General features: G+C 73.4%; 15 protein-coding genes. 7 read left to right on the top strand and 8 right to left on the bottom strand.

Annotated features, from left to right (window positions below):
• Positions 1–156: 156 nt before the first annotated feature.
• Positions 157–1,476: a transcriptional regulator gene (locus B6R96_RS22615; protein WP_081523449.1), complete on the bottom strand. Its 1,320-nt coding sequence runs from the start codon at positions 1,474–1,476 to the stop codon at positions 157–159.
• 242 nt (positions 1,477–1,718) lie between these two features.
• Here B6R96_RS22615 and B6R96_RS22620 point away from each other — a divergent pair, with 242 nt between their 5' ends.
• The 3 genes from B6R96_RS22620 to B6R96_RS22630 all read left to right on the top strand — a co-directional run bounded on the left by B6R96_RS22620 (position 1,719) and on the right by B6R96_RS22630 (position 3,835).
• The gene (locus B6R96_RS22620; protein WP_030388568.1) at positions 1,719–2,123 is read left to right on the top strand and encodes a hypothetical protein; all 405 of its coding nucleotides are present in this window, start codon (positions 1,719–1,721) and stop codon (positions 2,121–2,123) included.
• Between the two features lie 45 nt (positions 2,124–2,168).
• Positions 2,169–3,050 (top strand): spermidine synthase, encoded by an 882-nt coding sequence (locus B6R96_RS22625; protein ID WP_081523451.1) that lies wholly within the window; start codon positions 2,169–2,171, stop codon positions 3,048–3,050.
• A gap of 140 nt (positions 3,051–3,190) precedes the next feature.
• Entirely contained in the window at positions 3,191–3,835 is a 645-nt protein-coding gene (locus tag B6R96_RS22630) for a class I SAM-dependent methyltransferase (protein WP_053704196.1), read from the top strand.
• 60 nt (positions 3,836–3,895) lie between these two features.
• Here B6R96_RS22630 and B6R96_RS22635 read toward each other — a convergent pair whose 3' ends face one another.
• Positions 3,896–4,453: a hypothetical protein gene (locus B6R96_RS22635; protein ID WP_081523452.1), complete on the bottom strand. Its 558-nt coding sequence runs from the start codon at positions 4,451–4,453 to the stop codon at positions 3,896–3,898.
• Positions 4,454–4,532: 79 nt separating this feature from the next.
• On the opposite strand from B6R96_RS22635, the gene B6R96_RS22640 reads away from it, so the two are divergent.
• The 3 genes from B6R96_RS22640 (at position 4,533) to B6R96_RS22650 (ending at position 6,909) form a co-directional block, all read left to right on the top strand.
• Positions 4,533–5,222, top strand: coding sequence for a response regulator transcription factor (locus B6R96_RS22640; protein WP_030388564.1), 690 nt, complete (start codon positions 4,533–4,535; stop codon positions 5,220–5,222).
• A gap of 7 nt (positions 5,223–5,229) precedes the next feature.
• Positions 5,230–6,633: a sensor histidine kinase gene (locus tag B6R96_RS22645; RefSeq protein ID WP_053704197.1), complete on the top strand. Its 1,404-nt coding sequence runs from the start codon at positions 5,230–5,232 to the stop codon at positions 6,631–6,633.
• 120 nt (positions 6,634–6,753) lie between these two features.
• Positions 6,754–6,909: a hypothetical protein gene (locus B6R96_RS22650; RefSeq protein ID WP_203351645.1), complete on the top strand. Its 156-nt coding sequence runs from the start codon at positions 6,754–6,756 to the stop codon at positions 6,907–6,909.
• Positions 6,910–6,945: 36 nt separating this feature from the next.
• On the opposite strand, the gene B6R96_RS22655 is transcribed toward B6R96_RS22650, so the two are convergent.
• On the bottom strand, positions 6,946–7,887 hold the full coding sequence (locus tag B6R96_RS22655; RefSeq protein ID WP_237291491.1) for a hypothetical protein: 942 nt from the start codon (positions 7,885–7,887) through the stop codon (positions 6,946–6,948).
• Complete coding sequence (locus B6R96_RS22660; protein ID WP_081523455.1) at positions 7,884–8,477, bottom strand: TetR/AcrR family transcriptional regulator; 594 nt, start codon at positions 8,475–8,477, stop codon at positions 7,884–7,886. Before B6R96_RS22660 ends, B6R96_RS22655 begins: the two co-directional genes overlap by 4 nt.
• Before the next feature lie 80 nt (positions 8,478–8,557).
• On the opposite strand from B6R96_RS22660, the gene B6R96_RS22665 reads away from it, so the two are divergent.
• On the top strand, positions 8,558–9,373 hold the full coding sequence (locus B6R96_RS22665) for an SDR family oxidoreductase (RefSeq protein ID WP_081523457.1): 816 nt from the start codon (positions 8,558–8,560) through the stop codon (positions 9,371–9,373).
• Between the two features lie 15 nt (positions 9,374–9,388).
• Here B6R96_RS22665 and B6R96_RS22670 read toward each other — a convergent pair whose 3' ends face one another.
• The 4 genes from B6R96_RS22670 to B6R96_RS22685 are packed head-to-tail and all read right to left on the bottom strand — an operon-like array spanning position 9,389 to position 14,007.
• Positions 9,389–10,822 carry a GH1 family beta-glucosidase gene (locus B6R96_RS22670; protein WP_081523458.1) on the bottom strand — a complete coding sequence of 478 codons (1,434 nt, stop codon included), beginning with the start codon at positions 10,820–10,822 and terminating at the stop codon, positions 9,389–9,391.
• Entirely contained in the window at positions 10,819–11,718 is a 900-nt protein-coding gene (locus B6R96_RS22675; protein ID WP_051779592.1) for a carbohydrate ABC transporter permease, read from the bottom strand. The genes B6R96_RS22670 and B6R96_RS22675 overlap by 4 nt, the downstream gene beginning before the upstream one ends.
• Positions 11,640–12,638, bottom strand: a complete 999-nt coding sequence (locus B6R96_RS22680) for a carbohydrate ABC transporter permease (RefSeq protein ID WP_107089566.1) — start codon at positions 12,636–12,638, stop codon at positions 11,640–11,642. Before B6R96_RS22680 ends, B6R96_RS22675 begins: the two co-directional genes overlap by 79 nt.
• Before the next feature lie 7 nt (positions 12,639–12,645).
• Positions 12,646–14,007, bottom strand: coding sequence for an ABC transporter substrate-binding protein (locus tag B6R96_RS22685; RefSeq protein ID WP_081523460.1), 1,362 nt, complete (start codon positions 14,005–14,007; stop codon positions 12,646–12,648).
• Between the last annotated feature and the right edge of the window lie 28 nt (positions 14,008–14,035).

Raw genomic sequence — 14,035 nt, forward strand, 5'->3', positions numbered from 1 at the left:
GGCCATGACGCCGCCGCGCGCGCCGAGCCGAGGAGATCCTCGTGCGGGGCACCGACCCACCCCACGACTCCGCCAAGCCGCCCGCAGGGCAACCCGCGCGGGGTCCGGGGCCGAGCCCCGGGCAACGGCGGGGTGGAGGCCCGGGCAGCGGCGGGGTCAGGGTGTGGTGTGGCGGGTGAGGAAGGTGGCCACCCGGGGGGAGCGCTGGTGGGGGACGAGGGCGTCGGCCGTTTCCGACAGCATGGAGCGGACCCGCGTCGACTGCACCTCCGCGAGGAGGTCCAGCACCCGGCCCCCCGCCCACGCGGCCTCGTCCGGCGCCCCCGCCCGCGCCAGATCGCCCGCCAGTTCCGCCGTGTACAGCGCCACGTTCCGTGCGAAGTGCGGGTCCTGGAGGTCGGCCGCGCGGCGGGCGTGCCGGGCCGCGCGGGCGTGCTCGCCGAGCGCCGACCAGCAGCGGGCCTCCAGGGACTCCAGCTCGGCCTGCCCGAAGAAGGACATCCACTCGGGGTCGGCGTCCGCCGCGCCCCGCGAGAATTCCGTGTGCGCCCGCGTCAGCGCCTCCTCGCAGGCCCTGCGGTCGCCCAGCCCCGCCCAGCCCCCGGCCTCCCGCAGGGCGAGCAGGGACAGCAGCCGCGGGGAGCCGAGGGAGCGCGCGGCGCGGCGGCCCGCCTGGGCGGCCCGTACCGCTTCGCGGGAGCGCCCGCAGTCCCGGGCCAGGAAGGACATGTTGCTGAAGGCGTGCGCCTCCAGGCCCGCGTCGCGGGCGACCCGGGCCGTGGCCAGGGCTTCCGCGTAGTGGGAGCGGGCGTCGTCGAAGCGGCCCGAATCGTGGGCCAGCCAGCCGACCGAGACGGCCAGTTCCCCGGCGCCCGAGTGCAGCCGGTCCTCGGTGGACTGCCGGGTGGCTCCCGCGTCGAGCAGCGCGTAGGCGGTGCGCAGCGGCTCGGCGGCCCGGCGGTACAGGGCGTCGGCGCCGTGCCGGTCGTCCAGCAGGCGGATCTGGCGTACGGCGTCCTCGACCGCGGCGGCTTCGGACTCGCCGGCGCGGGAGGGGAGCCGGCGGGTGTCGCCGAGCAGGGTGAGGCTGAGCGTCGCGGCCGCCACGGTTGCGGAGCCGCCCGCCATGAACGCGCGACGCAGCACGTCGCTCTCCTTGGCACTGGAAGGGGAACGGTGGGTGGGGACGGGGGAGGGGTCGCGCTGGGCCGAGCGGCCTCGGACGCTTTCGCGGGGGGAGAAGCCCAGATCGGCCAGGGCGCGGCCGGGGAACATGTGGCGGAAGACGCGTTCGTACGCGTAGTTGGGGCAACGGATCTCGCCGGATTCGACCCGGCCGATGTAGCGCGCGTCGCAGGAAACCGTTTCTCCGATTTCCTTCGCCGCCCGGCGCACCAGGGCCGCGAACTCGGCCGGGGAGTGCTGACCGCGCAGCCGCCGGAACGTGGAGTTGGGTGAGTGGGGGGACGCCGCCATGGACGTGGCCTCTCTGGCAAGGAACGCAGCACCGGTGCTGTGACTTGGGGTCCGGCGCGCATGAACGTACCGCCAGTGACAGGGTGTTCATGCGATGTTTGGCTACAAAACGGATATCTCACCCGCGATCCGCCATGAACTGCCATCCTTTGCGGCGTCTTGCCACCGCACCCGTTGACGTTCCCGTGCGTTGAACCCATGCGGATACGGATCGAGGAGGGGTTCCCTTGGTGGAGGGCGGCATGGAGAGCACTGGAACGAATACCGCGTCCGAGACCGGCGCGGCCCCGGACCTGGATCTGGTGACCGTTCCCACCCGGCAGGGGCTGGAGGCGGTGGACATCATCCGGCGCGCGGCCAGTCAGGCCGGCGGGGTCGGGCCGGTCCTGCACGACGGGTCCGGCGACACCCTCGGCTTCCTCGTCCCGCCCGGCACGGCCGACGCCTGGGACCTGCCGGGCAGTGCGTGTACGCAGACCAACGGGCGCGGGATGCGCTTCGGTGACGCCGCCGCCTCGCCCACTGCGGGTGCCACGGGCTGGCTGCTCCCGCCGGAGGCGGTCGGGCCGGTCACCGACCCGGACGTGCTGCGGGCGGCGCTCGGCGAAGCGGCCCGGCTGATCGAGGCCGCGGACAATTGCCGCTGACCGGTCCGGAAGCTGCCGCCGTCCGCCGCCCCGCACAATGGTGGGGTGGCGGGCAAGGACAGGAACAAGGGCAAGCAGCAGCGCGGACGCGGCGGCGCCGAGGCGGTCGTCGGGCAGGTGGACGGCGGCCGGGCGGAGCTGGAGCCGGACCGGGAGCGGGCCGAGGCCTGGACGCTGCTGATCGACGGGGCTCCGCAGTCGCACGTGGACCTGGCCGATCCCGGGTACCTGGACTTCGCGTACCAGCGGCGGATCGGCCACCTGATCGACCTCGTCGCGCCCGCCCGGCAGCCCCTGAACGTGGTGCACCTGGGCGGCGGCGCCTTCACCCTCGCCCGCTACACCGCCGCCTCCCGGCCGCGTTCCACCCAGCAGATCGTGGAGATCGACGCCGCTCTGGTGGCCTTCGTACGGGAGCACCTGCCGCTGGATCCGCAGGCGCGGGTGCGGGTGCGTGCGGTGGACGCACGGGCGGGTCTGGCGAAGGTCCCGGACGGCTGGGCGGACCTGGTGATCGCGGACGTGTTCAGCGGGGCGCGGACTCCGGCGCACCTGACGAGCGTCGAGTTCCTGGACGACGTACGCCGTGCCCTTACGCCCACCGGCTGGTACGTGGCCAATCTCGCGGACGGCCCGCCGCTGACCCACCTGCGGAGCCAGATCGCGACGGCCGCGTCCCGGTTCGCGGAGCTGGCGCTCGCCGCCGACCCGGTGGTGTGGCGGGGAAAACGATTCGGTAACGCCGTCCTGGTGGCGGCCGACCGGGAGCTGCCGGTGGCGGACTTCACGCGCCGGGTCGCGAGCGACCCGCACCCGGGCCGTGTCGAGCACGGCCGGGCGCTCGCGGACTTCGCGGGCGGCGCGGCCCCGGTGGCGGACGCCTCTGCGGTGGCCTCGCCGCAGCCGCCGCCCTCGGTGTTCCGGTAGGGCTCCGGCCCACGATGTGGACGCGGCCTTGGCAGATAAGATCCCCGGGAGTACTCCCGGTGAGCCCCAGCTCTGCGTAGCCTGTGAACCCCGAGGAGGTTCACCCCCTTCTATGACGCGTTCAGGAGATGGCACGAGCAATGTCTGAATCCCCCGCCACCCCCGGTGCTCCTTCCTCGGGCACCCCGAGTGCTCCCAGCACCGCCACGTCCGACTACACCCAGCGGCTCGCGCGCCTGGAGCAGTCCGGAATCAAGCGGTTCGTGCCCACGCAGGCGCCCTACCGGTGGAACCTGCAGCGGCTGCAGCTGGGGCGGGTCCTCGACGTCGGCTGCGGCCTGGGCCGCAACCTCCTGAACTGCGGACCCGACAGCGTCGGGGTCGACCACAACCCGCACTCGGTGCAGACCTGCCGTGAGCGCGGACTGAACGCGTACACGCCCGACGAGCTGGCCGCCGCGCCGGACTGCGGGCCGGGGTCCTTCGACAGCATGCTGATCGCGCACGTGCTGGAGCACATCGACGAGGAGACCGCGGCCTCGCTGCTGGAGCAGTACCTTCCGCTGGTCAGGCCGGGCGGCTCGGTCGTCATGATCACCCCGCAGGAGCTCGGCTACCGCACCGACGCCACCCACATCCGCTGGGTCGGCTTCGAGGAGATGCGCAGCCACGCGGGCAGGGCGGGGATCGCGGTCCGGCGGACCTACTCCTTCCCCTTCCCCCGCCCCATGGGCAAGGTCTTCCCGTACAACGAGTTCGTGCTGGTCGGCACCGTTCCCGCGTAGCACCCCCGGTCCCGGTCCCGGGACCTCGGGCTACGAGGGTCGAGGTCCGGGGCAGGGATCTCAGGGGTCGACGATCTCCACCATCGGCGGGTGGTCGTGCCAGGTGCAGAAGACGGACACCTCACGGCCGTCGCGGGTGAAGGTGACCCGGATCCAGAAGTCCTGCTTCCACACCTGCATCCGCCACCCGGCCGCCGGGGTCGCCGAGACCAGCTCGGCGGTGGACGTGCCCAGCGAGAAGACGACGCGGCCACCGGACACCGGGTAGGCCTGCACCTTGCCCGCGTCCTGCCCCACCGCCGGCCGGTACCCGTCGGGGGTGGCCGAGGGCTTCGGGGACTTCTCCGGGGTCGCCCCGGTGCTCGGTGAGGCGGCCGGGGCGGGCGATCCGGAGGGCGACGGGGACGGGGACCCGGACGGCGACCCCGACCCCGACGGGGACCGGGACTCCTGCGCGTCGTGCGTGGACGAGGACAGCGGCCGGCTGGCCAGGGGCACCGCGAGCGGTGGATCGTAGGCCGTTCCCGACATGACGGCGTGGACGCCCCACCAGGACAGCGTCACCGCCGCACCGGTCGCCAGCGTCCAAGCCATGGCGTGTAGAAGTCCTCGTCGCATCAGGGCACATACTGCACCACGCGCCCCAAGAGTAGCCCGACACCCCGCTGGGTCGCCCGGATGGACTACGGTGCGGGCCATGGCAAGTGTGCTCGTGGTCGAGGACGACCAGTTCGTACGTTCCGCCCTCATCCGGCACCTGACCGAGGCCTCGCACGCCGTGCGGAGCGTCGGCACGGCCCTGGAGGCCCTGCGCGAGGTCGCGCACCACCGCTTCGACGTGGTCATCCTCGACCTCGGGCTGCCCGACCTGGACGGGTCCGAGGCGCTGAAGATGCTGCGCGGCATCACCGACGTGCCCGTGATCATCGCCACCGCGCGCGACGACGAGGCGGAGATCGTCCGGCTGCTCAACGACGGCGCCGACGACTACCTGACCAAACCCTTCTCCGTCGAGCACCTCTCCGCCCGGATGTCCGCCGTCCTGCGCCGGGCCCGCGCCGCCGCCGGCGGCGAACCGCCCTCGCGCGTCCTGCGCGTCGGCGGGCTCGCCATCGACCCGCTGCGCCGCCAGGCCGAGCTCGACGGGGCCGTACTCGACCTCACCCGGCGCGAGTTCGACCTGCTGGCCTTCCTCGCCGAGCGGCCCGGGGTGGTCGTGGCCCGCCGCGAACTGCTCGCCGAGGTCTGGCAGCAGTCGTACGGGGACGACCAGACCATCGACGTCCACCTGTCCTGGCTGCGCCGCAAGCTCGGCGAGACCGCCGCCCGGCCGCGCTACCTGCACACGCTGCGGGGGGTCGGGGTCAAGCTGGAGCCGCCCCGGTGAGCGCGCGATGAGATGGGCGCTGGTCAAGGTGTGCCTCGCGGTCACGGCCATGGTGGTCGTGGCCTTCGCCGTACCCCTCGGGCTCGTCGTCCAGGAGATGGCCAGCGACCGGGCCTTCTCCAACGCCGAACGGCAGGCCGCCACCATCGGGCCGACGCTGTCCATCACCACCGACCCCGTGCAGCTGCGCAAGGCGGTGGAGTCCACGCAGATGGGCGCCGCCCGGCGGATGGCCGTCCACGTGCCCGCGATCGGCGACAGCCCGCCGGTCAGCATCGGCGAGGGCCGGGCCGGGGAGCGCGCCGTCGCGGAGACCCGGCGGATGGGCCGGGCCACGACGGCCTCGGTGGCCGGGGGCGGCTCGGCGCTGCTCCAGCCGACCGCGCTCGGGTCCGGGGACATCGCCGTCGTGGAGATCTTCGTACCGGAGAGCGAGGTCAGCAACGGGGTCGCGACCGCCTGGCTGGTGCTCGCGGGCGTCGGCCTCGCCCTGATCGTGGGCTCGGTCGGGGTCGCCGACCGGCTCGGCGCCCGGCTGGTGCGGCCTGCCGAACGGCTCGCGGACGCGGCGCACCAGCTCGGCGAGGGCCGGCTCGGCGCCCGCGTGCCCGAGGACGGGCCCAAGGAACTCCGCTCGGCGGCCGTCGCGTTCAACGCCATGGCCGACCAGGTCGTCGAACTCCTCGCCAACGAGCGGGAACTGGCCGCCGACCTCTCGCACCGGCTGCGCACCCCGCTGACCGTGCTGCGGCTCAACACGGCCTCGCTCGGCGACGGCCCGGCCGCCGAGCAGACCCGGGCGGCCGTGGAGCAGCTGGAGCGCGAGGTCGACACGATCATTCGGACGGCCCGTGAGCAGCGCCCGGCCACCGGTCTGGTCGGGGCGGGCGCCGGCTGCGACGCCTCCGAGGTGATCCGCGACCGGATGGCCTTCTGGTCGGCGCTCGCGGAGGACGAGGGCCGCGAGGTGCGGCTCGCGGGCGTGGACCGTACGGTACGGATCCCCGTGGCCCGGCCCGAACTCGCCGCCGCCCTGGACGCGATGCTCGGCAACGTCTTCCGGCACACCCCGGAGGGCACCCCCTTCGCGGTGGACGTGCACGACGCGGGTGACGCGGTCATCGTGCTCGTCTCGGACGCGGGTCCCGGGATCGCCGACCCGGACGCGGCCCTGCGCCGCGGCAACGACGGCGGCCGCGACGGGTCGACGGGCCTCGGCCTGGACATCGTGCGCCGGGTCGCCGAGTCGACCGGCGGCGACGTACGGCTGGGACGCTCGGTGCTCGGCGGGACGGAGGTCCGGGTCTGGATCGGCCTGGACGGCCGGAGCCTCGGCGGACCCGGCGCGGGGCGGGCCGGGCGCGGCCGGCGCGGCACCCGACGTAACCGGGGGCGCGCCGCGCAGGCGTGACCCCGCCGTCCCGGTACGGTCCGCGGCAGGGACACCCTGATCTCCGGCGGGCTCCTCGCCGGGCCCGGACGGGGGCTTGTCCTGCCGCCGGAGGCCGCCTACTTCGGCCTGCACGAGGGCGTGCGCTCCTGCTGGATCGTCTTCGACCACCAGGACAGCTCGCAGATGCCGTCGCTGACGGAGGACCTGTTCCTGGAGTTCAATGCCGAGGTCGAGGTCGCTCCCGTGATGACGGCCGAGGATCCGGCGAAGGGGCTGGCGGCGATGCGGTCCTGAGGGCGCACCGCTCCAGCGCACGCGGCGCGGGAGCTGCTACTGGATGCTGAATCCGTGCGGGTGGGCCGGGTTCCGGGGGCAGGCGAAGATGTTGAGCCTGCCGTGGTTGCCGACGACCACCCCGGTCGGATCCCGCGGACCGTCCTGCACCGGCTTCCAGCTCAGGCTGTCCGTGTACCACTCGTTCGTCGCGACGGTCAGCAGCAGCTCCATCGGAGCGGCGCAGTCCTCGCAGTCCACGGACCCGGGCCCGGTGAGGTTCCAGGCGGCGTGCCCGCCGGCCTTCCAGCCGGGGGCGATGGAGAGATCGCCCTGGTAGGACGGCGGCCAGGCCTCCTGAGGGGTCTCCTCGCCGTTCGCCTCCGCCGCCTCCTCGGCCTCGTAGGCGGCCTCCTCCTGGGCGTCCTCCCACTCCTCGACCGCCGCCCCCAGCTCCCCGGTGAGCAGCTCGATGTACGGGTACTCGGTGACCTGCTCCGGATGCAGCAGGCAGGGCGTGGGCACATACCCGTCGAAGCCGACGGCCCCGGGCGCCGGCTGCTGCGCCGCCACCGGGCCGGCCTCCGCCGCACGGCGCCACCGCAGGTGCACGTACATGCCGTGGCCGGTGGGCCCGTGGGCGTCGAAGGGGCACCAGAACACCTGGAGCAGGTCGCAGCCGTCCGGCCCGGCCGGCAGGTCCGGCACGTCCCCGGCGTGGAGCTGGGCCAGGGCGAGCAGCGGCAGCGGCCCCGGTCCGGGGGCGCGCCGGTGCGGGGTCGTGCACACCGGCCACGGGTCGTCGGCGGGCCACAGCAGCGGCCCGCCGACGTGGCTGTCGTGCGGACCGGGTGCGCCGGGGCGCGGGTGCAGCCGGGTCGCTGTCCGGCGGTGGGCGGCCAGTTCGGGGAAGAGGGACTCCACGTCCAGGGGGCGCGGGGGCGTGGTGGGGCGCGGGGGCGTGGTGGGGCTCGGCCCGTCACCTGCGTGCACGGTCACTGCTGCGCTCCTCGGGTGAGGGAGTCGATCCAGCGTTCCAGGCGGCGGGCCTCGGTGGTCATGAGGTCCGGGTCGCGGAAGGTGTTGGTGAGCAGCGAGATGCCCTGGTAGGCGGCGATCAGGGCGACGGCGAGTTCCCAGGCGTCGGCGCGGCCCATCTGTGCGAACTGCCGCTCGGCCCAGTCGAGCAGGACCTGCATGACCGCCGCGATCGACCGGTCGAGTCCGTCGGCGCGCTTGTCGAGCTCGGAGGCGAGGGTGCCGGTGGGGCAGCCGTAGCGGGCGGTGAGCTCGCGCTGTTCGACCCAGCCGTTCAGCAGGGCCTTCAACCGGTCCTCGGGGGTGGGGAGTTCGTCGAGGGCGGCGATCAGGTCGCCGAGGGTCCGGGCGTGCGCGTCGATGGCGGCCTCGACGAGCTGGTCCTTGGTCTTGAAGTAGTAGTAGACGTTGCCCACCGGGACCTCGGCCGCCCGGGCGATGTCCGCGAGCGTGGTCCGGTCGACGCCCTGGGTGTGGAGGACCTCTGCCGCGGCGGATGCCAGCCGCTCCCGCTTGCCCGAACCTCGCCGGACCTTCTTTGAGTCAGTCACCTGACTGACTCTAGACGAGCGCCCGGGGGAGGGCTATGGTCATAACTAAGTCAGCCGACTAACTCACAGGGGGAATCGTCATGATCGTAGTAACGGGTGCGACCGGGAACGTGGGACGGGAACTCGTACGGATCCTCGCCGCGGGCGGCGAGCGCGTCACCGCCGTCTCCCGCCGGCCGGGGCCGCTCCCCGAAGGGGTCCGCCACCACCCGGGCGACCTCGCCGAGCCGCAGAGCATCGCCCCCGCGCTGGACGGGGCCGAAGCACTGTTCCTGCTCGTCGCCGGCGAGGACCCGCAGGGCATCCTGGACCGGGCCGCGGCCGCCGGGATCCGACGCGTCGTCCTGCTCTCGTCCCAGGGTGCCGGAACCCGCCCGGAGGTCTACGCCCACCCCGCGCGGTTCGAGGAGGCCGTCCGCCGCAGCGGCCTGGAGTGGACGATCCTGCGCTCCGGCGGCCTCGACTCCAACGCCTACGCCTGGGCCGAGAGCATCCGTACGACGCGCACGGCCGCCGCGCCGTTCGGCGACGTCGGGCTGCCGACCGTCGACCCGGCCGACATCGCCGAGGTCGCGGCCGCCGTCCTGCGGGATCCGGGCCACGCCGGCCGGACCCACGAGCTCACCGGACCCGCCCCGGTCACCCCGAGGGAGCGGGCCGAGGCCATCGGCGCGGCCCTGGGCGAGCCCGTCCGCTTCATCGAGCAGACCCGCGAGGAGGCCCGCGCCCAGATGCTGACCTTCATGCCCGAGCCGGTCGTGGAGGGCACCCTCGCGATCCTCGGGGAACCCCTGCCCGCCGAACGGGAGCCCAGCCCGGCCGTGCGCGAGATCCTCGGCCGGGCGCCGCGCCCCTTCACGGACTGGGCGGCCCGCTCCGCCCCGGCCTTCCGCTGAGTCCGTGGCGCGGCTCTAGAGCGCCTCGTCCCCGTAGCTGAGGAAGCCTCCCGTCCGGGCCAGCCGGGCGTACCAGTGGGCGCTGGAACGCGGGGTGCGGGCCTGGGTCTCGTAGTCGACGTGCACGATGCCGAAGCGCTTGCTGTAGCCGTAGGACCACTCGAAGTTGTCCATCAGCGACCAGAGGAAGTAGCCGTCCACCGGGGCGCCGTCCGTCAGGGCGCGGTGGACGGCCGAGAGGTGGGCCTCCAGATAGCCGATGCGCTGCGGGTCGTGCAGGTCGGGGGCGTACGCCGCACCGTTCTCGGTGACCAGCAGCGGCAGCCCGGGCGCCTCGCGGGTGAAGCGCATCAGCAGGTCGTACAGGCCGGTCGGGTCGACCGACCATCCCATGTCGGTCCGCTCGCCCGGCGGTTGGTGGAAGGCGACGGTGTCCCCCGCGGGCCAGGGCGAGTGCTCCGCCGCCCCGTGCCCGTCGGCGCGCGGGCCGTTCCCTCCGGGGGCGGCCGAGACCACCGCCGGCGTGTAGTAGTTCACCCCGAGGAAGTCCAGCGGCTGGTGGATCAGCGCCTCGTCGCCGTGGCGGACGAAGGACCAGTCCGTCACCGCGGCCGTGTCCGCGAGCAGGTCCTCGGGATAGGCCCCGTGCAGCAGGGGACCGGTGAAGACCCGGTTGGCCAGGGCGTCGATCCGGCGGGCGGCGTCCAGGTCGGCCGCCGAACCGGTCAGCGGCCGCACCGCGCTGGGGTTGAGCGCGATACCCGCCCTGGCCCGGGCGGGCAGGGCCGCGGCGGCCAGCCCGTGCGCCAGGTTGAGGTGGTGGGCGGCGCGCAACGAGTCCGCGGGGGAGGTTCGGCCGGGGGCGTGCACCCCCGAGGCGTAGCCGAGGAAGGCGCTGCACCAGGGCTCGTTGAGGGTGGTCCACAGCTCCACCCGGTCGGCCAGCACCTCCGCGACCTGCTCGGCGTACCGGGCGAAGGCATAGGCGGTCTCCCGCTCGGGCCAGCCGCCCGCGCTCTCCAGCTCCTGCGGCAGGTCCCAGTGGTACAGGGTCACGCAGGGCTGGATCCCGTACGAGAGCAGCTCGTCCACCAGCGCGTCGTAGAAGCCGATCCCGCCGGCCAGCACCCGCGGCCAGGACACCGAGAAGCGGTAGGCGCCCAGCCCGAGCGAGGCCATCAGCCGGACGTCCTCCCGCCACAGCCGGTGGTGGTCCGCGGCCACCTCGCCCGTGTGCCCGCCGTACACCTTGCCCGGGGTGCGGCAGAAGGTGTCCCAGATGGACGGACCGCGCAGCGCGGCCGCGCCCTCGATCTGGAAGGCCGCGGTGGCCGTGCCCCACAGGAACCCGTCGGGGAAGCGCAGTTCCCGCGCCCCGACGTCCGTGTCCGTGATCGTGTGCGTGCTCGCGTCCGTGCTCGCGTCCGCGTCCGTGTTCGTGTGCGTCATCCCTTGACCGCTCCCTGCATGATGCCGCCGACGATCTGGCGGCCGAAGACGAGGAACACCAGCAAGAGCGGGAGCGTGCCCAGCAGCGCGCCCGCCATGATCACCGACTGGTCGGGGATGTACCCCCGGCCCAGCCCGGTCAGGGCCACCTGCACCGTCGGGCTGCCGTTCTGGGTCAGCGCGACGATCGGCCAGAAGAAGTCGTTCCAGGCCATGACGAAGGTGAGCATCCCCAGGACCGCCATCGCGGGCCGGGCCGCCGGGAACACCACGTGCCACAGCACCCGCAGCGAACTCGCCCCGTCGGTCCGCGCCGCCTCCACCAGCTCCATCGGCAGCGCGTGCACCAGGTACTGGCGCATGAAGAACACCCCGAAGGCACCCACCAGGCCCGGCAGGATCACTGCCTGGAGCCGGTCGGTCCACGACAGCTTCGCGATCAGCATGTACAGCGGCACCACACTCAGCTGCGGCGGGATCAGCATCGTCGCGACCACCAGCGCCAGCAGCCCACGGCTGCCGCGGAAGCGCAGCTTGGCGAAGGCGAACCCGGCGAGCGTGGAGAAGAAGACGGTGCCGGCGGCGACCGTGCCCGCCACGATCACCGTGTTCAGCAGGGCGGTGCCCATGTTGGCGTCCGTCCACGCCACCCGGAGGTTGTGCCCCAGATTCCCGCCGAACCAGAACGGGGGCGGGGTCTGGGCCAGACGCGTGTTGCTCCGGGAGGCCGCGATCGCCGTCCACACCAGCGGGAAGAGCGAGCCGGCCGTGAACAGGGCGAGCACCACGTAGGTGAGCCGGCCCGCGCGCAGTGATCTCATCGGGAGTCGTCCTTCCGTCCGCGCAGCAGCCGTGCGGCCCCGGCGATCAGCAGCAGGATCAGGAACATCGCCCACGCGATCGCCGAGGCCCGCCCGAGGTGCAGGTTCACCCAGCCCTGCTCGTACAGGTACAGCCCGAGCGTCTGGAACTGGTGGTCCGAGCCGCCCGTCGCGCCCGCCCCGCCGTTGAACAGCAGGGGCTCGCCGAACAGCTGCGTCGCCCCGATCGTCGACACCACGCAGGTGAAGAAGATGGTCGGCCGCAGCGAGGGCACCGTGACATGGAGGAACTGCTGGAAGCGCGAGGCCCCGTCCAGCGCGGCGGACTCGTACAACTCGCCCGGTACGGCCTGCATGGCCGCCAGGTAGATCAGCGCGTTGTAGCCGGTCCACCGCCAGATCACGATGGTGGAGACCGCGAACTGGGAGGCGAAGGTGCCGTTCTGCCAGTCGACCGCGTCGAAACCCACCGCCGACAGCGCCCAGTTGACCATCCCGTAGTCCCGGCCGAAGAGCAGCACGAAGACGAGCGTGGCCGCCGCCACCGAGGTCGCGTACGGGGTGAGCACCGCGACCCGGAAGAACGCCGAGCCCCGCAGCCGGTAGTTGAGCAGATGGGCCAGGCCCAGCGCGATCGCCAGCTGCGGCACCGTCGACAGCAGCCCGATGGTCACCGTGTTGCGCAGGGCGTTCCAGAAGAACTCGTCGTCCCACAGCCGGGTGAAGTTCCGCAGCCCCACCCACGTCATGCTGTCGGGATCCGTCAGCTCCACCTGGTGCAGCGCCGCCCAGCCCGTGTAGAGCAGCGGGAACAGCCCGAAGGCCGCGAAGAAGAGGAAGAAGGGCGCCACGAAGGCGTACGGGCTCCAGCGCAGGTCCCAGCGGTAGCGGCGCGAACGCCACACCTGGCCCGGCCGGCCCCGGCCGCCCCCCTCCGCCGCCGGCCGCTCCGGGCCGACGGCGGAAGGGGACAGAACAGCCGTCTCGTCCGTCACCGGCGCCTCACTGGTCCAAGGCGTTGTCGATCGCCTTCACCGCGGCCTCCCAGCCCTCCTGCGGGCTGCGCCCCTTCTGGTCGACCTGGAGCATCCCGATGTCCGCCAGGTTCTGAGCGATCACCAGGTCCTTCGGACCGACCACGGTCACCGGCACCCCCTCGGCCGCCTTCGCGAAGATCTCGCCGATCGGAGCGCCGCCGAAGTACGCGTGCTGCGCACCCGACACCGACGGCAGCTTGTAGGCGGCGCTCGCGCTCGGGAAACTGCCCCGCTTCTCGAAGAGCTTCGCCTGCTGCGCCGGGGCCGTCAGCCAGGCCGCCAGCTTCGCCGCCTCCTCCGCGTGCTTGCCCGCCTTCGGCACCACCAGGAAGGAACCGCCCCAGTTGCTGGGCTTCGGGGCCTGCGCCACGTCCCACTTGTCCTTGCCCGCCGGGCCCGCCTTGTCCTGGATGTAGCCGAGCATCCAGGCCGGGCAGGAGACCGTCGCGAACGAGCCGTTGGAGAAGCCCTGGTCCCAGGCCGGGGTGAACTGCTGGAGCTTGGCGCTCAGCCCGTCGGTGGCGAAGGAGGCCGCCAGGTCGAAGGCCCCGCGCACCGCCGGGTTGGTCTTGTAGACGACCTTGCCCTGCTCGTCGTAGAACCGCTGGGCGCTGCTGCCGGTCACCGCCGCCATCACGCCCGACGCCGAGTCCACGAAGGCCTTCCCCTCACCGGCCTTCGCCTTGTACGCGCGGCCCGCCTCCAGGTACTTGTTCCAGTCGCCCGCCCACAGCGCCCCGACCGCCGCCCGGTCGGTGGGCAGCCCCGCCGCCTCGAAGAGGTCCTTGCGGTAGCAGATGCCCTGCGGGCCTATGTCGGTGCCGAGGCCGACCGTGGCCCCGCCCTTGGCGGCGCTCGCCGTGCCCTGCGCCCACTTCCAGGGCAGGTACGCGGCCTTGTCCACGCCGGGTGCCTTGGCCAGGTCCACCAGCTTGTCGGCCTGGGTGGCGGTGATCTCGGCGATGTTGTTGACCTCGACGGCCTGGATGTCGGCGAGCCCGCTGCCCGTCCCCAGGTGGGTGAGGAGCTGGGGGTAGTAGTTCTCGTTGCGCTCGATGGAGGTCTGCTCGATGCGGATCCCGGGATTCTGCGCCATGTACTCGTCGTAGAGCCCGGCCTCCTGGAGGCCGAAGGCCCCGAAGACGCCGACGGTGAGCGTGGTGGTGGCGCCGCCGCCGGACTTGCCGGCGGCCGGGGCGCCCTTCCCGGCGCCCTCCCCGGGGTCCTGGGCGCACCCCGCGAGCAGCAGGGCCGCCGCTCCGACGGCGGTGACTGCTGTGAGGAGGGTTCTTCGGGATCGGGCTCGGGTTCGGGCTCGGACGCGCATGGGCTTCCTCCCTGACGGACGAAACGTG

Source organism: Streptomyces sp. Sge12, from assembly GCF_002080455.1.
Lineage (GTDB): Bacteria > Actinomycetota > Actinomycetes > Streptomycetales > Streptomycetaceae > Streptomyces.